This window comes from Streptomyces endocoffeicus, assembly GCF_016741935.1.
In the GTDB taxonomy this organism is placed as follows: domain Bacteria; phylum Actinomycetota; class Actinomycetes; order Streptomycetales; family Streptomycetaceae; genus Streptomyces; species Streptomyces endocoffeicus.
In genome coordinates this window covers 1-22,397 of sequence record NZ_JAERRG010000056.1, presented here as the reverse complement: position 1 = coordinate 22,397, position 22,397 = coordinate 1, and the positions used below count along the sequence as shown (strand labels likewise).

At 74.8% G+C, this 22,397-nt stretch carries 2 protein-coding genes; both read left to right on the top strand.

The window, feature by feature from the left end:
- Positions 1-43 precede the first annotated feature (43 nt).
- The gene (locus JK364_RS51245; RefSeq protein ID WP_201858367.1) at positions 44-16,513 is read left to right on the top strand and encodes a type I polyketide synthase; all 16,470 of its coding nucleotides are present in this window, start codon (positions 44-46) and stop codon (positions 16,511-16,513) included.
- 21 nt (positions 16,514-16,534) lie between these two features.
- A partial coding sequence (locus JK364_RS51240; RefSeq protein WP_201858366.1) for a type I polyketide synthase occupies positions 16,535-22,397 on the top strand: 5,863 nt, incomplete at its 3' end.

Genomic DNA, 22,397 nt, shown 5'->3' with positions numbered 1-22,397 from the left:
TCGAAAATTCATGGTGAAGACCGGGTTTGCGGAGTGCGTTCTCATGAGTGATTTCGGAGGCCTCGAAGACGGCGCGGCCGAGGGCCGGGCCGCAATTCCCGCTGGAGGGGAGGAGCGCCGGGAAACGTGGGCCGAACGGCTCGCGGAACTGCCCGAGGCCGAGCAGGCCAGGGTCGTGCTCGAGCTGGTGACGGCGCACACCACCGCTGCGCTGCGGCACATGGAGCGCGACGTGCCCGAGACCGGCCTGCCGCCCGAGAGCGGGCGGGCGTTCCGGGATATCGGCCTGGACTCCCTCGCGCTGGTCGATCTGCACGCGCGGCTCACCGCCGCGACCGGGACGGCCCTGCCCGCCACCGTGGCGTTCGACCATCCGAGCCCCGCGGCGCTCGCCGCACGGCTGCGCGCCGAGCTGCTGGGGCGCACGGACGAGGGTGTGGACGGGGAAGAAAACGGGCCGGGCCCGCGGGTCGCTGAGGACGAGCCGATCGCGATCGTGGGCATCGGCTGCCGATTCCCCGGCGGGGCGGACTCCCCGGAGCTGCTCTGGCGGCTGGTGGCGGACGGTGCCCATGTCGTCTCCGCGTTCCCCGAGGATCGGGGCTGGGACTTGGACCGCCTCTTCTCCGACGACCCGGACGAGCCCGGCACCAGCTACGTGCGGCGCGGCGGCTTCCTCGCCGGGGCGGGCCGCTTCGACGCCGAGTTCTTCGGGATCGGTCCGCGCGAGGCGACCGCGATGGATCCGCAGCAGCGCATCGTCCTGGAAACGGCGTGGGAGGCGATCGAGCGCGCGGGGATCGACCCGCGGTCGCTGCACGGCACCCGGTCCGGCGTGTTCATCGGGGCCGAGCCTCAGGAGTACGGGCCGCGGCTGCACGAGGCACCGGACGGCCTGGACGGGTCCCTGCTGACCGGTGGCGCGCCGAGCGTCCTGTCCGGCCGGGTCGCCTACACCCTCGGGCTGCGGGGGCCCGCGCTCACCGTGGACACGGCGTGCTCGGGGTCGCTGGTGGCCCTGCACCTGGCCGTGCAGGCACTGCGCCGCGGCGAATGCGCGCTCGCCCTGGGCGGCGGGGTGGCGATCATGGGCTCGCCCGGCACGTTCACCGCGTTCAGCCGGCAGCGCGGCCTCGCCCCGGACGGGGTGGCCAAGCCGTTCGCGGCGGCCGCCGACGGCACCGCGTTCGCCGAGGGCGCCGGGGTGCTGGTGCTGGAACGCCTCTCCGACGCCGTCGCGGCGGGTCACCCGGTGCTCGCGCTCATCCGCGGCTCGGCCGTCAACTCCGACGGCGCCAGCAACGGGCTGACCGCGCCGAGCGGGTCCGCGCAGCGGGCCGTCATCCGCCAGGCCCTCGCCGACGCCGGCGTGTCCGGTGATCAGGTCGACGCCGTCGAGGCCCACGGCACCGGAACGACGCTCGGCGACCCGATCGAAGCGGACGCCCTGATCGCCACCTACGGGCGCGACCGGCGAGCCGGCGCTCCGCTGCGGCTCGGCTCGATCAAGTCGAACATCGGCCATGCCCAGGCCGCCGCCGGCGCCGCGGGCGTGATCAAGATGGTCATGGCGATGCTCCACGGCGAGCTGCCGCGGACCCTCCAGGTGGACCGGCCCTCCCCGCACGTCGACTGGTCGGCCGGGCACGTCGAGCTGCTGACCCGGCCGGTCCCGTGGGAGCGCGGCGACCGCCCCCGCTTGGCCGGGGTGTCGTCGTTCGGTGTCAGCGGCACCAACGCGCACGTGATCCTGGAGGAGCCGCCCGAACCCGCCCCGTCCGAGCCGGACGGCGACCCGGCCGGCGGTAGTGAGGAGCTCATGCCCGTCGTGGTGTCCGCCGTGAGCGAGGCGGGGCTGCGCGGCCAGGCGTCCCGGCTGCTCGCCCTCATCGAGGGAGACGTCGAGGGAGGCGTCGCGGGAGACGTCGAGGGAGGCGGCGGCACGGCACCCGCGCTCGGCGACCTCGGCTTCTCCCTGGCGACCACCCGCGCGTCGCTCGATCACCGCGCCGTCGTGGTGGCGGGCGACCGCGCCGACCTGTTGCGCGGCCTCCATGCGATCTCCGTCGGCACCGGCGACACCCCCGGTGTGGTGCGGGGCACCGCGGACGGCGGCGCCCTCGCCCTGCTGTTCACCGGCCAGGGCAGCCAGCGGCACGGAATGGGCCGGGAACTGTACGACGCGTTCCCCGTCTTCGCGCGGACCCTGGAGGAGGCCATCGGCCATCTCGACCTCCAGCTCGACCGCTCCCTGTGGGACGTGCTGTTCTCAGCACCCGGCAGCGAGGGCGCCGCGCTCCTCGACCAGACCGCGTACGCGCAGAGCGCCCTGTTCGCCGTCGGGGCGTCGCTGTTCCGGCTTCTGGAATCGTGGGGTCTCCGGCCCGCCTACCTCGCCGGGCACTCGGTCGGCGAGCTGACCGCGGCCCACGCGGCGGGAGTGCTGTCGCTGGAGGACGCGGCGACCCTCGTCGGCGCGCGGGGCCGCCTCATGCAGGAACTGCCGCGGGGCGGCGCGATGGTCGCCGTCCAGGCGGACGAGGACGAGGTGGCGGCGCGGCTGCGCGGGTACGAGGACGCCGTCGCGATCGCCGCGGTCAACGGACCCGGCGCGGTCGTCCTGTCCGGCGAGGAGTCCGCGGTCCTGGAGATCGCCGCGCGGTTCGCGGCCGAGGGCCGCCGGACCAGGCGCCTGCGGGTCAGCCACGCCTTCCACTCGCCGCTGATGGAGCCGATGCTCGCCGAGTTCCGGCAGATGGCCCAGATCGTCACGTACGCGCCCCCGCGCGTCCCCGTCGTGTCGAACGTGACGGGGGAGCTCGCCACCGCCGCGGAGCTGTGCTCGCCGGAGTATTGGGTCCGGCACGTCCGGCAACCGGTCCGCTTCTCCGACGGCGTCCGGTGGCTGGCCGGCCGGCGCGTCGGGACGTTCCTCGAACTGGGCCCGGACCCGGTGCTGTCCGCGATGGGCCGGGACTGCCTCGCCGACCGGGCGGACGAGGCGGTCTTCGTCCCGGTCCTGCGGCACGGCCGCGACGAGCGGCGCGAGCTGCTGTCGGCCACGGCGCTGGCGCATGCGCGCGGCGCCGGCCTGGACTGGGCCGCGTTCTTCGCGGGGCGCGGCGCACGGCGCGTCGAACTGCCCACGTATGCCTTCCAGCACCGCACGTTCTGGCTGAAGGCGCCCGCCGCCAAGGACGACCCGGCGTCCCTCGGCCAGCTGGCTGTCGGTCATCCGCTCCTCGGCGCCGCCGTCGGGCTCGGCGGCGCCCCGGGCGGCGTCGTGCTGACCGGACGGGTCTCGCTGCGCGAGCACCCGTGGCTCGCCGACCACGTCATGGCCGGAACGACGCTGCTGCCGGGGACAGCGTTACTCGACCTCGCCCTCCGCGCGGCCGACCTGGCCGACTGCGACGAGGTCGCCGAGCTGACGCTGGAGACGCCGCTGGCGCTGCCGCCGGACGGCGCGGTATCCCTGCAGATCTCCGTCGGCCCGGACGACGGGCGGGGACGGCGGACCATCGAGCTGTACTCGCGGACCGAGGGCGGCACCGGCGACGCGGCGCCCGACGACGGCTGGGTCCGGCACGCCGGCGGCCTGCTCGCCGGTCCCCGGGCGCGCGCCGGGAGCGAGCGGGCCGCACCCGCGCTGGCGGTGTGGCCGCCCGAGGGGGCGCGGCCGGTGGACATCACCGGCCTGTACGACCGCCTCGCCGGCCAGGGCTACGGCTACGGCCCCTCCTTCCGGGCGCTTCGGGCCGTGTGGCGCCGGGAGGACGAGGTGTTCGCCGAGGTCGCCCTGGAGGGCGCGGCGAGGGAGTCCGCGGCCCTCTTCGGCCTGCATCCGGCCCTCCTCGACGCCGTCCTGCACGCCACCGACTTCGCCTCCCCCGAACCCGTCCCGGACACGCTGAGGCTCCCGTTCGCCTGGACGGGTGTCTCCCTGCACGCGACCGGCGCCTCCTCCGTCCGCGTGCGCATCACCTCCCGCGGCCCGGACGAGGTCGCGATCGACCTGGCCGATCCGGCGGGCGCGCCGGTCGCGTCGGTGGACTCCTACCTCGTCCGCCCCGTCCCCTCCGGCGGCCTCGGCCTCGGCACCGCCGGGGCGGCGGCGCCGCTCCTGCACGTCCAGTGGGTTCCGCACCCGGTGGAGCAGGACGGTGCGGGCGCCGGCGCCCCGGATCTCGTGACGTTCGAGGAACCGGACGCGGACGGCGACGAACCGGCCCGGACGCGCGCCGTGACGCACCGCGCCCTCCACGTCATCCAGGAGCGGCTTGCGGACGAGCGGTCTCCCGCGTCCCGCCTCGTGCTGGTGGCCCGCTCCGGAACCGGTGACGCGCCCTCGCCCGCGCTCGCCGCGCTGCGCGGGCTGGTGCGGGCCGCGCAGGCCGAGCATCCCGGCAGGTTCGTGCTCGCCGGCGTGGACGGGACGGCCCCGTCCTGGGACGCGCTGCCCGCCGCCGTCGCCACCGGCGAGCCCGAACTCGACCTGCGCGACGGCGAACTCCGCGTCCCGCGCCTGGCGCCCCTCGCCGCGGTGGCACCGTCCCCCGGTGAGATGTGGGGTTCCGGAACCGTCCTGATCACCGGCGGGACGGGCGGGCTCGGCGCGCTCGTCGCCCGCCACCTGGCCGCCGGGCACGGCGTCCGCCACCTGCTGCTGCTGAGCAGGCGGGGACCGGACGCCGCCGGCGCGGCCGAACTGGAGGCCGAACTCACCAGGCTCGGGGCCGGAGTGACGATCCTCGCCGCCGACGCCGCCGACCGCGCCGCCCTGGGCCGCGCGCTGGACGCCGTCCCCGCCGAGGCCCCGCTGAGCGGCGTCGTGCACGCGGCGGGCGTGCTGGACGACGGCGTGATCGGTTCCCTCACCGCCGAACGGCTGGACGCCGTGCTGGCCGCCAAGGCCGACGGCGCCTGGCACCTCCACGAGCTGACCCGAGACCTCGACGTGCGGGCGTTCGTGCTGTTCTCCTCGACCGCGGCGATCCTGGACGGCGCGGGGCAGGGCAACTACGCCTCGGCCAACGCGTTCCTGGACGCCCTGGCCGCGTCCCGTCGCGCGGCCGGGCTGCCCGCCGTATCGGTGGCGTGGGGGCCGTGGGCCGCGGCCGGGATGAGCGAGGGACTGGACGGCGCCGCGCTGCGCCGGATGGGCCGGCTCGGCATCACCCCGTTGCAGCCGTCCGAGGGGCTTGCGGCGCTGGACGCCGCCACGGCCGCCGTCGTCCCGTCCGTAGCCGCCCTGCGGCTGGACCGCCGCGCGCTGCGGGACCGGGACGACATGCCCGCCCTGCTGCGCGGCCTCGCGCCCACCGCGCGCCGCCGGGCCGCCGCCGACCCGGCCGGCGAGCCGTCGTTCGCCCGCGAGCTGGCCGCGCTCGGCGCCGTCGAACGCCAGGCCGCGCTGCTGAACCTCGTCCGGCTGCACTCCGCCGCCGTCCTCGGCCACGACGATCAGACTGCCGTCGGCGCCGTACGGCAGTTCAACGAGCTGGGCTTCGACTCCCTCGCCGCCGTCGAGCTGCGCAACCGGCTCGGGACCGCCCTCGGGATGCGGCTGAGCCCCACCCTGACCTTCGACTACCCGACACCACGGGCCCTGGCCGCGCACCTCGCTGAGGAGATCGGCGACGCCGGGGCCGCCACCGCCCGTCCGGGAACCTGGCACGCCCCCGCCGCCGTCCCGGTTGGGGCGGAGGATGAGCCGATCGCCATTGTGGGCATGGCCTGCCGGTATCCGGGGGGCGTGACGTCGCCCGAGGACCTGTGGCGGCTGGTCGCCGAGGGCCGCGACGCGATCTCCGGCTTCCCGGACGACCGCGGCTGGGACGTCGACGTCCACGACCCGAAGATCGGAGAGCCGGGCGGGCTCTCCACCCGCGAGGGCGGCTTCCTGTACGACGCGGCCGCCTTCGACGCCGCCTTCTTCGGCATCGGCCCCCGCGAGGCCCAGGCGATGGACCCGCAGCAGCGGCTCCTCCTGGAGATCTCCTGGGAGACGTTGGAGCGCGCGGGCATCGACCCGTCCTCGGTGCACGGCACCGACACGGGCGTGTTCGCGGGCGTCATGTACCACGACTGGGGGCTGCGGCTCGGCCGCCTTCCCGAGGACCTCGCCGGATACCACGGCAACGGCAGCCTCGGCAGCGTCGTCTCCGGACGTGTCGCCTACGCGCTCGGGCTGGAAGGGCCCGCCGTCACCGTGGACACGGCCTGCTCGTCGTCCCTGGTCGCCATGCACTGGGCAATCGAGGCGCTGCGGCGCGGCGACTGCTCGCTCGCACTCGCGGGCGGCGTCACCGTCATGTCCACCCCCGACACGTTCGTGGACATGAGCCGCCAGCGCGGCCTCGCCCCCGACGGCCGCTGCAAGTCGTTCGGCGCGGGCGCCGACGGTACCGGCTGGAGTGAGGGCGTCGGCATGGTGCTGCTGGAGCGGCTCTCCGCGGCCCGTCGCAACGGGCACCGGGTACTCGCGGTCCTCCGCGGGTCGGCGGTGAACTCCGACGGCGCCTCCAACGGCCTCACCGCCCCGAACGGGCCGTCCCAACAGCGCGTGATCATGCGTGCGCTGGCGACCGCCGGGCTGTCGCCGGCCGACGTGGACGCCGTGGAGGGGCACGGCACCGGCACGACTCTCGGCGACCCCATCGAGGTGCAGGCGCTGCTCGCCACCTACGGGCGCGAGCGCCCGGCCGACGGACGTCCGCTGCGGCTGGGCTCGATCAAGTCCAACCTGGGGCACACCCAGGCCGCCGCCGGAGTCGCCGGTGTCATCAAGATGGTGCACGCGATGCACAACGGCGTACTGCCGCGCACCCTCCACGCCGACACACCCACGGACCAGGTGAACTGGGACGCCGGCGCCGTTGAACTCCTCTCCGGGCCCGTCGCCTGGCCCGCCGCCGACGACGACGCCGAGGTCCGGCCGCGCCGCGCCGGCGTCTCCTCGTTCGGCATCAGCGGCACCAACGCCCACGTGATCCTCGAAGAGGCCCCCGCCGAGCACGAGCCCGCCGAGCACGAGCCCGCCGACGGCCGACCGCCGGCCGGGGACGAGGCCGCCCCGCGCCACATCCCGTGGATCCTGTCCGGGAAGTCCGCCGCCGCTCTGTGCGCGCAGGCCGAGCGGCTGCGGTCCCATCTCGACACCGTCACCGATGACCGCCTGATCGCCACGGGCCGGGCGCTGGCCACCACCCGCGCGTCCCTCGAGCACCGCGCCGTCGTGATCGGCACCAGCCGTGAGGACCTCGCTCGCGGCCTGGAGGCGGCCGCCGCCGGTACCGGCGCGATCATGGACATCGCGGCCCCCGGCGAACTCGCACTGACGTTCCCGGGTCAGGGTGCGCAGCGTCTGGGGATGGGTCGTGAGTTGCATGCTGGGTTTCCGGTGTTCGCGGCGGCTTTTGATGAGGTGTGTGCGGGGTTCGATGGTGTGTTGGGGGGTTCGCTGCGTGAGGTGTTGTGGGGGGACGACAAGGGTCTGCTGGATCAGACGGTGTGGGCGCAGGCCGGTCTGTTCGCCGTTGAGGTGGCGTTGTTCCGTCTGTTGGAGTCGTGGGGCGTCCGCCCCGATCACTTGGTCGGTCACTCCGTCGGAGAAATCGCGGCTGCGCATGTGGCGGGGATGGTTTCGCTCGCCGACGCGTGTGTTCTCGTGGGTGCGCGTGGCCGGTTGATGCAGGCGCTTCCGTCTGGTGGGGCGATGCTGGCCGTCCAGGCGGCGGAGGGCGATGTTGTGTCGCTGTTGCCGGATGGCGTCGAGATCGCGGCGGTCAACAGTCCGGCGTCGGTGGTGGTTTCCGGTGCTGAGGAGGCTGTTGCCGAGGTGGTGGGGGTGTGTGCGGACAGGGGCTGGAAGACGCGTCGGCTGGCGGTGTCGCATGCGTTTCATTCGGCGTTGATGGAGCCGATGCTGGAGGAGTTTGCCAGCGCGCTCGATGGCATTACGTTCGGGCTGCCGCGGATCCCGGTGGTTTCCACGGTCACTGGGGAGCCGCTGACCGAGGCCGATGTCCGCTACTGGGTGGGCCAGGTGCGGCGTCCGGTCCGGTTCGCGGACGCGGTCGCGTATGTGGCGGAAGCGGGTGTGCGCACGTTTCTTGAGGTGGGTCCGGACGCGGCGCTGACCCCGATGGTCGAGCACACCGTCGACGACGCCACCGCGGTTCCCACCGCGCGTCGCGGCCGGGACGAGACCCAGACCCTGGTCACGGCCCTGGCGCGGCTCCACGCCCGCGGCCACGCCGTCGACTGGGCGGCCTTCTTCCCCGAGTCCGGCTGGATCGATCTCCCGACCTACCCCTTCCAGCGCAAGCGCTACTGGCTGGACCCGTCACTGGGCTCGCGCACCGCTCTCGGCGCCGCCGGGCTGGACGACGCGGGTCACCCGATGCTCACGGCCGTCGTGAACTCCCCGGGCTCGGGCGAGGTCGTGCTGACGGGGCGGCTGTCGGTGGACGCGCAGCCCTGGCTCGCGGACCACGCCGTCCTCGGCGGCGTTCTGCTGCCGGGAACCGGATTCGTGGAGTTGGCCTTCCGCGCCGCCGACGAGGTGGCCTGCGGGCGGATCGAGGAACTCACCCTCGAAGCGCCCCTGATGCTGCCTGAGCGGGGCGGCGTCGCGCTCAGGGTCGTGGTGGGCGCCGAGGACGGCACGGGCCTCCGCCCGGTCGACGTCTACTCGCGCGCCGAGGACGCCGACGCGGCGTGGACGCGCCACGCGACCGGCGTCCTCGGCGCGGAGAGCGAGGAGGCACCCGAGGAACTCGCGGAGTGGCCGCCGCCGGGCGCCGTCCGGCTCGGCACCGATGACGTGTACGGCACGCTCGCCGGGCGCGGCTACGCCTATGGGCCCGCCTTCCAGGGGCTGCGGGCGGCCTGGCGGCGCGGCGACGACGTCTTCGCCGAGGTCGAGCTTCCGGCCGGTACCGGCGCGGACGCCGACCGGTTCGGGATCCACCCGGCGCTGCTGGACGCCGTCATGCACGCCGACCTCCTGGCCGGGGCCGAACCGGGGGAGGAGGAGACGACGCTGCTGCCGTTCTCGTGGAGCGGGGTCTCGCTGTACGCGGGCGGTGCCTCGACGGTCAGGGCGCACATCCGGCGGTTGCGAGGCGAGGAGCTGTCGTCGGTGACGGTCGCCGACCCGGCGGGCCACCCGGTGGCGAAGATCGCCTCGCTCAGTTCCCGGTCGGTCACGTCGGAGCAGCTTGGCGCCGGGCGGCCGGCCGCGGAGTCGCTCCACCGCATCGAATGGCGGCGCCCGCGCGCGGTCACGGCACCGGACGCGGGCATGGACCCCGTAATCCACATGGTGGGAACGCCGGACACGGCCACGGACCCGCCCGCCGCGGCCCGAGCGGTGACCGAGGACGTCCTCCGCGCCGTCCAGGACCGACTGCCGGACGAGCGCCCCGACGCGCCGCCGCTGGTCGTCGTCACGAACCGCGCGGTCGCAGGCGAGGACGAGGACGGGCTGGTCGATCCGGCGCAGGCGTCCGCATGGGGAGTGGTGCGGGCCGCGCAGGCCGAGCATCCCGGCCGGTTCGTGCTCGTCGACTCCGATCAGGCGCCGGAGTCGCGGGCGGCGCTGCCCGCGGCCATCGCGTCGGGCGAGCCCGAAATGATGCTGCGCGCCGGGCAGATCCGGGTCCCGAGGCTCGTCCGGGTCGCCGGGCCGACGCCGGCCCGGCCCTCGCCCTGGCCCGCCGCGGGCACCGTGCTGATCACCGGTGGGACGGGCGGGCTGGGCGCGCTGGTGGCGCGGCACGTGGTCGCCGAGCACGGCGTGCGCCGGCTGCTGCTCACGAGCAGGCGCGGCGCCGGAACGCCCGGGGCGGAGCGGCTGCGCGCCGACCTGGCCGGGCTCGGCGCCGAGGTGACGATCGCCCGGTGCGACGTCGCCGACCGGGACGCGCTGGCCGCGCTGTTGGCGGAGATTCCGGACGAGCATCCGCTGCGGGGCGTGGTGCACGCGGCGGCCGTCGTCGACAACGCCCCTGTGGAGGCGCTCACCCCGGAACGGGTGGCCTCGGCGCTGCGGCCCAAGGCGGACGGCGCGTGGAACCTGCATGAGCTGACCCGAGGCATGGACCTGTCCGCGTTCGTGCTGTTCTCCTCGGCGGGCGGCACTGTCCTCGCCGCCGGTCAGGGCGGTTACGCCGCCGCCAATGTCTTCCTGGACGCGCTGGCTGCGCGGCGCCACGCCGAGGGACTGCCCGCCTCGTCGCTGGGATACGGGATGTGGGCCGTGGACACCGGCCTCGGCGGCGCGCTGACGGACGCCGACCTGGACCGGATGCACCGGCTGGGCATGCCCGCGATCGGCGTCGCGGAGGGCCTGAAGCTGTTCGACGCCGCCATCGCGACCGGCCTGCCGGTGACGGTCCCGCTCCGGCTCGACCGGGCCGTGCTCGCGTCGCGCGGGCCGGAGGAACTGCCGGCGGTCCTGCGCGGTGCCGTCCGGGCGCCGGTCCGCCGCGCCGCCGCCGGTTCCGGCGCCGAGGCCACCGGCGGGCGTTCCGCGCTGGCCCGTGAGCTGGCCGAGGCGCCCGAGGCCGACCGCGACCGGATGCTGACGGAGCTGGTGCGCGGACACGCCGCCGCCGTCCTCGGGCACGCGTCCGGCGCCGACGTGGAGCCGGACCGGGCGTTCCGTGAGCTCGGGTTCGACTCCCTCGCCGCGGTCGAGCTGCGCAATCTGCTCGCGACGGCGACCGGGCTGCGGCTTCCCGCCACGCTGGCCTTCGACCACCCGAACTCACGGGCCGCCGCCGCGTTCCTCAAGGACCGCCTCCTCGGCGCCGGGACCGCGCCGGCCCAGGTGGCACCGGCAACGGTCCGGGAGCGAACGGACGAGCCGATCGCCATCGTGGGCATGGCCTGCCGGTACCCGGGGGGCGTGACGTCGCCCGAGGACCTGTGGCGGCTGGTCGCCGAGGGCCGCGACGCGATCTCCGGCTTCCCGGACGACCGCGGCTGGGACGTCGACGGCCTGTACGCGCCCGAGCCCGGCACGCCGGGCAAGACCTACACCCGGCTCGGCGGGTTCCTGTACGACGCGGCCGACTTCGATCCCGGCTTCTTCGGCATCATGCCGCGCGAGGCGATGGCGATGGACCCGCAGCAGCGGCTGCTGCTGGAGGTGTCCTGGGAGGCGATGGAGCGGGCGGGGATCGATCCGGTGTCGCTGCGTGGCACCCAGACCGGCGTCTACGCCGGGGTGATGTACCACGAGTACGCGAGCCGCCTGCGCGACCTGCCGGAGGACCTGGCGGGCTACGCCGGGAACGGCAGCGCCGGGAGCATCGTCTCCGGGCGTGTCGCGTACGCGCTCGGGCTGGAGGGGCCCGCGGTGACCGTGGACACCGCGTGCTCGTCGTCGCTGGTCGCGCTGCACATGGCGGGCCAAGCGCTGCGGCGCGGTGAGGTCGAGATGGCGCTCGCCGGCGGCGTGACGGTGATGCCGACGCCCGACATCTTCGTCGACTTCAGCAGGCAGCGGGGTCTCGCACCGGACGGCCGCTGCAAGTCGTTCGCCGCGGCGGCCGACGGCACCGGCTGGGCCGAGGGCGTCGGCGTCCTGCTGGTGGAGCGGCTCTCGGACGCGCGGCGCAACGGACACCCGGTGCTGGCGGTCGTGCCCGGCTCGGCGATCAATCAGGACGGTGCGAGCAACGGCCTCAGCTCGCCGAACGGCCCGTCCCAGGAGCGGGTGATCCGGCAGGCGCTCGCCGCGGCCGGGGTGCCCGCGTCCGGCGTCGACTTGGTCGAGGGGCACGGCACCGGGACGCGGCTCGGCGACCCGATCGAGGCGCAGGCGCTGCTCGCCACGTACGGCCAGGACCGTCCGGACGGCCGGCCCGTGCTCCTCGGCTCGATCAAGTCGAACATCGGGCACGCCCAGGCCGCGGCCGGGGTGGGCGGCGTGATCAAGGTGGTGATGGCGATCCGCGCCGGCGTGGCGCCGCGCACCCTGCATGTGGACGAGCCATCCCCGCAGGTGGACTGGTCGGCGGGCGCGGTGGAGCTGCTGACCGAGGCGCGGGAGTGGCCGGACGGCGGACGCCCGCGCCGGGCCGGGGTGTCGTCGTTCGGCCTCAGCGGCACCAACGCCCACGTGATCGTCGAGCAGGCCCCGGCGGACGGGCCGGCGCGTCCCGAGGCCGACGGGCAGGACGGCGCAGGTCCGCTGCCGGTGGTGGTGTCCGCCGCGGCGGAGGCGGCGCTGCCCGCCCAGGCGGAGCGGCTCCTGGAACGCCTTCGGGCGAACCCGGAGCAGCGGCTCGCCGACGTCGCGTTCTCGCTGGCCACCGGACGCGCGGCGCTCGCGCACCGGGCCGTCGTCGTGGCCGGGGATCGCGAGGACGCCCTGCGGGGCCTGGAGGCCCTGGCCGACCCGGACACGATGCCCGCCGGCGCCGCCACGGTGGTGACGGGCACGGCCCGGACGGACGGCGTGACCGCGTTCCTGTTCTCCGGGCAGGGCTCGCAGCGGCCCGGAATGGGCCGGGAACTGCACGCGGCCCACCCCGCCTTCGCGGAGGCCTTCGACGCGGTCTGCGCCCACTTGGACGAGCACCTCGACCGGCCGCTGCGCGGAGTCGTCTTCGCGGAGCCGGACACCGCCGAGGCCGCCCTCCTGGACCAGACGGCGCACACGCAGAGCGCGCTGTTCGCGTTCGAGGTGGCGCTGTTCCGGCTGCTGGAGTCGTGGGGCATGGCGCCCGACGTCCTCCTCGGTCACTCGATCGGCGAGATCGCGGCGGCGCACGTCGCGGGCGTGCTGTCCCTGCCGGACGCGTGCGCGCTGGTCGGAGCGCGGGGCCGGTTGATGCAGGCGCTCCCGTCCGGCGGCGCGATGGTCGCGATCCAGGCCCCCGAGGATGACGTCCGCGGCGTGCTCGCCGCCACCGCCGCCGGCGACGAGGTGAGCATCGCGGCGCTGAACGAGCCGGGCTCGGTGGTCGTCTCCGGCGCCGAGGAGGCCGTCTCGATGGTCGCGGCGGAGTTCGAGGCCGCGGGCCGGCGGGTGCGGCGGCTGCGCGTGTCGCACGCCTTCCACTCGACGCTGATGGAGCCGATGCTGGACGAGTTCGAGGAGGCCGTGCGGGGCCTGCGGTTCGGCCCGCCGCGGATCGCCCTGATCTCGAACGTGACCGGTGAGCCGATCACCGCGGAGCAGGCGTGCTCGCCCCGCTACTGGGTCAGGCACGTCCGCGAGGCCGTGCGCTTCGCCGACGGCGTGCGCACCCTCGTCTCACGCGGTACGACCCGCTTCGTCGAGCTGGGGCCGGGCGGCGCCCTGACCGCTCTCGTCGGAAGCTGCCTGGCCGACCTGGAGGAGCGCGGCGAACTGAAGGAGGCCCCGGCCGTGCTCGTCCCCGCCCTCCTCAAAGGCCTGCCCGAGCCGGAGGGGCTGCAGCGCGCGGTGGCCCGGATGCACGCCGCGGGTGCCGGACCCGATTGGGCGGCGTTCTTCGCGGCGGCGCGCCCGCGCCGGGTGGAGCTGCCGACGTACGCGTTCCGGCACCGCCGGTTCTGGCTCGACGGCCCCGCCGTCGTGGCGGGCGACATCACCGGGATCGGTCAGGTTCCCGCCGGGCATCCGCTGCTGAGCGCGGTCGTCCCCGTTCCCGGCTCGGGCGCGGTCGTACTGACCGGCCGGCTCTCCGTCGAGACGCACCGCTGGCTCGCCGACCACGACGTGCTCGGCACCGTGGTGTTCCCTGGGACCGGCTACGTCGAGCTGGCCGTGCGGGCCGGGGAAGAGGTCGGCTGTGGCGTGGTCGACGAACTCACGATCGAGGCCATCATGCCGATCCCGCGGACCGGCGGTGTGGCGGTCCAGCTCGTCATGGACGCGCCGGAGGCGTCCGGGCACCGCACGTTCACCGTCTACTCGCGGCGGGAGGACCTCCCCGCCGACGCGCCGTGGGACCGGCACGCGTCGGGCGTCCTCGCCCCGTCCGGGTCCGCCGCGCCTGCCACGGAGTGGGGCCGCCCGGAGGCGTGGCCGCCGGAAGGCGCCGAAGAGGTGAACATCGACGGCGTCTACGACTACCTGACCAGCCAGGGCTATGGCTACGGGCCGATGTTCCGGGGGCTGCGCGGCATCTGGTCCCGGGGCAGGGAGACGTTCGCCGAGGTCGCCCTGCCCGACTGGGCGGCCGGGGACGCCGCCGGGTTCCGGCTGCACCCGTCCGTCCTCGACGCGGCGCTCAGCGCCACCGACTTCATGGAAGGCCGCAAGCCGCAGGACGTCGGTGGTACCCAGCTGCCCTTCGCCTGGGCGGGGGTGAGCGTGCACGCCACCGGCGCGGCCCGGCTCCGGGTCCGGATCACGCCGGGGGAGCAGCGCGCCGCCGAAGGATCGGACTCGGTGCGGCTCGAACTCACCGACCCGGCCGGGCTGCCGGTCGCCACCGTCGAGTCTCTTGTCGTCCGGCCAGTCACGGCGCAGCGCGTCAACGCGGCGGTCTCCGCGGGGGCGGGCGAGCGCGATTCGGTGTTCCGGGTGGCCTGGAACCGGCTCCCCCTGGGCGGCGCCGTCGACGCCGTCGCGGACGGCTGGGCGGTGCTCGGCGACACCGGCACCGACACCGCTCTCGGACTCGATGGCGTGCGGCGGTACAGCGACCTCGCCGCCCTGCGCGCGGACCTGGACACGGGCGCCGAACCTCCGGCGATGGTGCTGTACCCGCTCATGCCCGACGCTCCCGGCGGCGACGTGCCCGCACGCGTCCGCGAGGTCGCCGGGCAGGTGCTGGACGTCCTGCGCGGGTGGCTGGACGACCGACGCCTCGCCGACGCCCGGCTCATGGTCGTGACCCGCGGCGCGGTGAGCCCCCGGGACGGTGCCGCGGTCGACCTCGCGCACGCCCCCGTCTGGGGGCTCCTGCGCTCGGCCCAGGAGGAGAACCCGGGCCGGTTCCTGCTCGTCGACTCCGACCACTCGGCCAGGGCCGCCCGCCTTCTCCCCGCCCTGACGACGACGGACGAGCCCGCGGCGGCGATCCGCGGCGGGGAGCTCTGGGTGCCTCGCCTCGCCCGCGTTCCGAGCGGCGAGGACGCGCCGACGCCGTGGAACCCCTCCGGCACCGTCCTCATCACCGGCGGGACGGGCGGGCTCGGTGCGCTGGTCGCCCGCCACCTCGTGAGCCGGCACGGCGTCAGGCATCTGCTTCTCGCCGGACGGCGCGGCGCGGCGGCGCCCGGCGCGGCGCGACTGCGGGAGGAACTGGCCGGGCTCGGCGCCGAGGTGACGCTCGCCTCCTGCGACGTGGCCGACCGCGCCGCCGTGGCCGAGCTCCTGGCGTCAGTGCCCGCCGAAGCACCGCTGACCGGGGTCGTGCACGCGGCAGGCGTGATGGACAATGCCCTCATCGGCTCCCTGACGGATGAGCAGGTCGACCGCGTGCTCGCCCCCAAGGCGGCCGGGGCATGGCACCTGCACGAGCTGACCCGCGACCTCGACCTCGCGGCGTTCGTCCTGTTCTCCTCGACCGCGGGCCTGCTGGTGTCGGCGGGGCAGGGCAACTACGCGGCCGCCAACCGGTTCCTGGACGCTCTGGCGGTGCACCGCCGCGCCGACGGACTGCCCGCGACGTCGCTGGCGTTCGGGCTGTGGCGGACGAGGACAGAGATGGGCGGCGGCGTCACCGACGCCGACATCCGGCAGGTGGCGAGGCTGGGCATGCCGGCCATGGAGACCGCCGACGCCCTCGCTCTCTTCGACGAGGCGTGCCGGGCCGACGAGTCGGTCCTCGTCCCGATGCACCTGGATGAGACCACGCCGGTCGATGACGAGGAGCGGCCGCGGCTGCTGGCCGACCTGCTCGGCGCACGGCCCGTGCGGTCCGCGATGTCCACACCGGCCGGGGGCGCCCGTCCGGCCGCCGCCCACCTCGCCGCCCCGAACGGCGGGGCACCGGGCGGTCCGGGCGCCGGCGAGCGGCCCTTCGCCGAGCGCATCGCCGAACTGTCCGGGAACGCGCGGGAGAGGGCCGTGCTCGACTTCGTCCGCGCGCATGTCGCGGCCGTGGGGCACGACACGCCCGAGTCGGTCGACATGGCGGTGGGATTCACCCAGATGGGGCTCGACTCGCTCGCCGCGATCGAGCTCCGGAACCGACTGAAGTCGGCGACCGGACTCCGCCTGCCGGCGACGCTGATGTTCGACTACCCCAACCCCAGAGCGCTCGCCGAGCACCTGCTCGACGAACTGCCGTCGCCCGAGGCCGCCGGGGACTCGGGCCGGGACCCGGGGACGGTAAAGGAACCTGACGAGGCGTCGATCCGGCGGTCCATCGCCTCGATACCGGTGGCGAGGATGCGCGAGGCCGGCCTGCTGGACGCGCTGCTGCGGCTCGCCGCACCCGCCGACCGGGCGGCGGAACCCGGCCCGTCCGGCGGGGCCGCGGACGAGGCTGAAGAGATCAGGAACATGACGGTCGAGGACCTCGTACGCGCCGCGCTCGCGACCGACGAGCAGAACTGAGTGGAGAGCGGGGAACCCAACGTGGACACTTCCGTCGAGCAGATCGTCGAGGCGCTCCGCAAGTACATGCTGGAAAACACGCGGCTGCGCCAGGAGAACGGCCGCCTCGCCGCGGCCGCCACCGAGCCGATCGCGATCATCGGCATGGCCTGCCGGCTCCCCGGCGGCGTCCGCACGCCTGGCGGCCTCTGGCGGCTGGTGAGCGAGGGCGCGGACTGCATCACCGCGTTCCCCGGCGACCGCGGCTGGGACCTCGGCGGTCTGTACGACCCGGAGCCCGGCGTCCCGGGCAAGAGCATCGCCACCGAGGGCGGGTTCCTCTACGACATGGCCGATTTCGACCCGGGGTTCTTCGGCATCTCCCCCCGCGAGGCCCTCGGCATGGACCCGCAGCAGCGGCTGCTGCTGGAGGTGTCCTGGGAGGCCGTCGAGAACGCCCGCATCGACCCGACGTCGCTCCACGGCAGCCGGACGGGCGTATACGCGGGCGTGATGTACCACGACTACGGGCCGGGGACGAGCGACGGCAGCCTCGTCACCGGGCGGGTCGCCTTCACACTCGGGCTGGAGGGCCCGGCGGTGACGGTCGACACGGCGTGCTCATCGTCGCTGGTCGCGCTGCACATGGCCGCCGAGGGACTCAGGCGCGGAGACTGCGAGCTCGCCCTCGTCGGCGGCGTCACCGTGATGACGGCCCCCGACATGTTCGTGTACTTCAGCGGGCAGCGCGGCCTCGCGAGGGACGGCCGGTCCAAGTCGTTCGCCGACTCCGCGGACGGCACCGGCCTGTCCGAGGGCGCGGGCGTCCTGCTGGTCGAGCGCCTCTCGGACGCGCGCCGCAACCGGCACCGGGTACTGGCGGTCGTGCGCGGCTCCGCGGTGAACCAGGACGGCGCCTCCAGTGGCATGACCACCCCCAACGGTCCGGCGCAGCAGCGGGTGATCCGGCGGGCGTTGGAGGTTGCGGGGGTGTCGGGGGCTGAGGTGGATGTGGTGGAGGCTCATGGCACGGGGACGAGCTTGGGGGATCCGATTGAGGCGCAGGCTCTGCTGGCGACGTATGGCCAGGATCGGCCTGTGGGGCGGCCTCTGTGGCTGGGGTCGTTGAAGTCGAATGTGGGTCATGCGCAGGCGGCTGCTGGTGTGGCGGGTGTGATCAAGATGGTGGAGGCGATGCGGCATGGGGTGTTGCCGCGGACGATTCATGTGGATGAGCCCTCCCGGCAGGTGGATTGGGCGTCGGGTGCGGTGGAGTTGTTGACCGAGGCGCGCCAGTGGCCGGTCAACGGGCACCCGCGGCGGGCCGGGGTGTCGTCGTTCGGGCTGAGCGGTACCAACGCCCACGTCATCCTCGAAGAAGCGCAAGCGCCCGCTGTCGAGGAGCCGTCCGCCGAGCCCGGCGGTGGGAGGGACCTGCCGGTGATTCCGCTGGTGGTGTCGGGCCGGACACCGGCGGCGTTGAACGCGCAGGCCACGCGGCTGGCCGAGTTCCTCGACGAGCACGACGAACTGGAGGTCGCCGACATCGGTTACTCGCTGGCCGCCTCCCGGGCGGTCTTCGAACACCGCGCCGCGCTGGTGACCCGGGACCGGGACGAACTGCGGGACGGCCTGCGTGCCCTGCACCAGAACGGAGCGCCGGAGCGCGCCGCCCACGGCGCGTCCGCACTGGTCTTCACGGGTCAGGGTGCGCAGCGGCTGGGGATGGGCCGTGAGCTGCATGCGGCGTTCCCGGTGTTCGCGTCCGCGTTCGATGAGGTGTGCGCCGAGTTCGATGAGACGTTGGACGGTTCGCTGCGCGAGGTCGTGTGGGGCGACGACAAGGCCCTGCTCGACCAGACGATGTGGGCGCAGGCCGGACTGTTCGCCGTCGAGGTGGCGCTGTTCCGTCTGCTGGAGTCGTGGGGCGTCCGCCCCGATCACTTGGTCGGTCACTCCATCGGAGAAATCGCGGCGGCTCACGTCGCCGGGATGGTTTCGCTCGCCGACGCGTGCGTTCTCGTCGGTGCGCGTGGCCGGTTGATGCAGGCGCTTCCCTCCGGCGGGGCGATGCTCGCCGTCCAGGCACCCGAGGCCGAGGTCGCGCCGCACCTGCCCTTGGGGGTGGAGGTCGCCGCCGTCAACAGCCCGGCCTCGGTCGTGGTCTCCGGCACCGAGAAGGCGGTCGCCGAGACGGCCGAGAGGTGCGCGGGCAAGGGCTGGAAGACGCGCCGGCTGGCGGTGTCGCACGCGTTCCACTCGGCGCTCATGGAGCCGATGCTGGACGACTTCGCCAAGGCCCTCGACGGCATCACCTTCGAGGCGCCGCAGATCCCCGTCGTGTCGACCGTGACAGGGGAGCCGCTGACGGAGGCCGATGCCCGGTACTGGGTGGATCAAGTCCGCCGTCCGGTCAGGTTCGCCGACGCGATCGCGCACCTGGCCGGGACGCGCGTCCGCACATTCCTCGAGATCGGTCCGGACGCGGCGCTGACCCCGATGGTCGAGCAAACCGCCGGCGAGGCGACGGCGGTGGCGGCCTCCCGGCGCGACCGGGACGAGGTGCGCACCCTGATCACGGCGCTGGCCCGGCTCCACACCAGCGGCGCCGACCTCGACTGGGCGGCGCTGTTCGACGGAACCGGAGCCCGTCTCGTCGATCTCCCGACCTACGCCTTCCAGCGTGAGCGGTACTGGGAGGCGCAGGGCACGGCGGGCGGAGACCCCGCCGCGGTAGGCCTTGAAGCGGCCGGGCACCCGATCCTCGGGGCCGTCGTGGCGATGCCGGGGAACGGCGAGGTCGTCCTCACGGGACGGCTCTCCGCCCAGGGACAGCGCTGGCTCGGCGACCACCGTGTCCTCGGCAGGCCACTGTTCCCGGGGACCGGATTCGTGGAGCTGGCGTTGCGGGCCGGTGACCAGGTGGGCTGCGGGACGGTGGAGGAGCTCACCCTGCTGGCGCCGCTCGTCCTCCCCGAACGGGACGCCGTCCAACTGCGGGTCACGGTGGCCCCGCCCGAGCAGCCGTCCGGGGCCCGTCACCTGACGATCCATTCCAGGGCAACGGACTCGGAGGCCCCGTGGACCCTCCACGCCGAGGGCATCCTCACCCCGCAGGTCTCGGCCCCCGAGCCCGAACTGACGGTGTGGCCGCCCGCGGGGGCGGCCGAGGTCGAGGTGGACGGGCTGTACGACGCGCTCGCCGACGCCGGCTACGGCTACGGGCCGATGTTCCAGGGGCTGCGCAAAGCCTGGCGCCGCGGCGACGACCTCTTCGCCGAAGTGGCACTCGACGACGAGGCCGGGGCTTTGGAGTACGGCCTGCACCCGGCGCTGCTGGACGCCGCCCTGCACGATCCCGGGTTGCTCACCGACACCGCCGACGGCCCGCCGCGGCTCCCCTTCGTCTGGAACGCGGTCTCGCTGCACGCGTCCGGTGCGGCGGCCCTGCGGACGCGCGTGACGACGCTCGACGGTGCCGCCGTTTCCCTGCATCTCGCGGACATGACCGGCCTGCCCGTGGCCTCCATCGGTTCCGTCGCGGTCCGCCCCGCCGCCGTCGAGGACCTCGCCGCGCACCGGACGCCCGATGAGTCGCTGTACCGCGTCGAGTGGTCACCGGTCACCCCGCCCTCCGGCGGCGTGCCGACCGACCGCTGGGCCATGGTCGAAGACCTCGGCACGCTGCTCGCCGAGGTCGAGGCCGGACGTCCCGTTCCCGATGCCGTGGCGCTCATGGTGGCGGCGGAGGACACGGACGGCCCGGTCCCCGACAGGGCGCGGGCGCTGACGCATCGGGTGCTCGCGGCGCTGCAGACGTGGCTGGCGGACGAGCGTACGGTGTCCTCGACGCTCGCCGTCGTGACGCGCGGGGCCGTTTCCACCGCTCCCGAGGCCGGCCCGGCGAATCTCGCGCAGGCTCCCGTCTGGGGTCTGGTCCGTTCGGCCGAAGCCGAGAACCCGGGCAGGTTCGTGCTGGCCGATCTCGAACCGGACGCGGCCGGCACCGCGCTGCTCCCCGTCGTCCTGGCGTCCGGGGAGCCCGAGGCGGCGGTGCGCGGAAGCGAGATTCTCGTGCCCCGCTTCGTCCGCGCCGGCGCGGACGAAGCGGCACCCGCCGCCCCGCCCTGGGACGCCGCCGGGACTGTGCTGATCACGGGCGGCACGGGCGGCCTCGGACGGCTGATCGCCCGCCATCTCGTCACCCGGCACGGTGTCCGGCACCTGATCCTCGCGGGCCGCCGCGGTATGGCCGCCGAAGGCATGGCCGAACTCCGCGCGGAACTGGCCGAGTCGGGCGCTCGCGCGCAGGTCGTCGCGTGCGACACCACGGACCGGGACGCCCTCGCGGAGCTCCTCGGTGCGATCCCGCCGGAGCACCCGCTGACGTGCGTGATCCATTCCGCGGGAGTCCTCGACGACGGGGTGGTGACCGCGCTGACGCCCGAGCGCGTGGACACGGTACTGCGGGCGAAGGCCGACGCCGCCTGGAACCTTCACGAGCTCACCCGCGAGCACGCGCCCGCCGCGTTCGTCCTGTTCTCCTCGGCCGCGGCCGTGCTCGGCGCCCCCGGCCAGGCCAACTACGCCGCCGCCAACGCCTTCCTGGACGCCCTCGCGGCCCACCGCCGTGAGAACGGCCTCGCGGCGCAGTCCCTGGAATGGGGACTTTGGGACATCAGCGGGATGGACGCCCGGCTCGGCGAGACCGACGTCCGCCGCATGCACCGCGGCGGCATGGGCGGTCTGTCCGCCGACGAGGGCCTGGATCTGTTCGACGCCGCCGTGGGCGCGGGCGATGCCGTCCTCGCGCCGGTCAAGCTCGACCTGCGGTCGCTGCGCCTGGCCGCCCGGTCCGGCGCGGCCGAAGTCCCGGCCATGTTGCGCGGGGTCGTCCCCGCCGTCGCGAGGCGGACGGCCGCCCGTCCCGCGCCGGGCGTCACCCCGGGCGCGCCGAACGCCTTCGAGGAACGGCTGACGGCAGCGTCCGAAGCCGACCGGGACCGCCTCGTCCTGGACCTCGTGCGGAACAAGGTGGCCTCCGTCCTGGGGCACGCCTCGCCGGACGGCGTCGCCGCCGACCGGGCGTTCCGGGACCTCGGCTTCGACTCGCTGACCGCGTTGGAACTGCGCAACGAACTGTCCGCCGCGACTGGTCTGCGCCTTCCCGCGACGTCCGCGTTCGACTATCCGAGCGCGCGCTCGATGGCCGGGCGGCTCAAGGAACTCCTGCTCAGCGGTGCGCGGCAGGAGGGTGAGACGGTCGTCGCCGACGTGGCGTCGACGGCGGGCGACGATCCGATCGTGATCGTGGGCATGGCCTGCCGCTATCCCGGCGGCGTCCGGACGCCCGCCGACCTGTGGCGGCTGGTCGCGGACAGCCGGGACGCGATCTCCGGCTTCCCGGATGACCGCGGTTGGGACCTCGAACGGATCTACGACCCCGAACCGGGCGTGGAGGGCAAGACCTACGCCCGCACCGGGGGCTTCCTGGACGACGCGGCGGGCTTCGACGCCGCGTTCTTCGGTATTGGTCCCAACGAGGCGCTGGCCATGGACCCCCAGCAGCGGCAATTACTGGAGGTCTCCTGGGAGGCGCTCGAAACGGCGGGCATTGCCCCGGCGACGCTGAAGGGCAGCCGAACTGGCGTGTACATGGGCGTGATGTACCACGACTACACCGACCACAGCGCCGCCGGAGCGCTCGCGTCCGGCCGCGTCGCCTACGTCTTGGGTCTGGAGGGCCCCGCCATCAGCCTTGACACGGCCTGCTCCTCCTCGCTCGTCGCCCTCCATGGCGCCATGCAGGCGCTGAGGTCGGGGGAGTGCTCGCTCGCCCTGGCGGGCGGCGTCACCGTCATGGCGACCCCCGGCACGTTCGTCGACTTCAGTAGGCAACGCGGGT

What these genes read in the sequence shown, in the direction of transcription:
- JK364_RS51245 (WP_201858367.1), top strand. Translation starts at nt 44, where the DNA reads ATGAGTGATTTCGGAGGCCTCGAAGACGGCGCGGCCGAGGGCCGGGCC.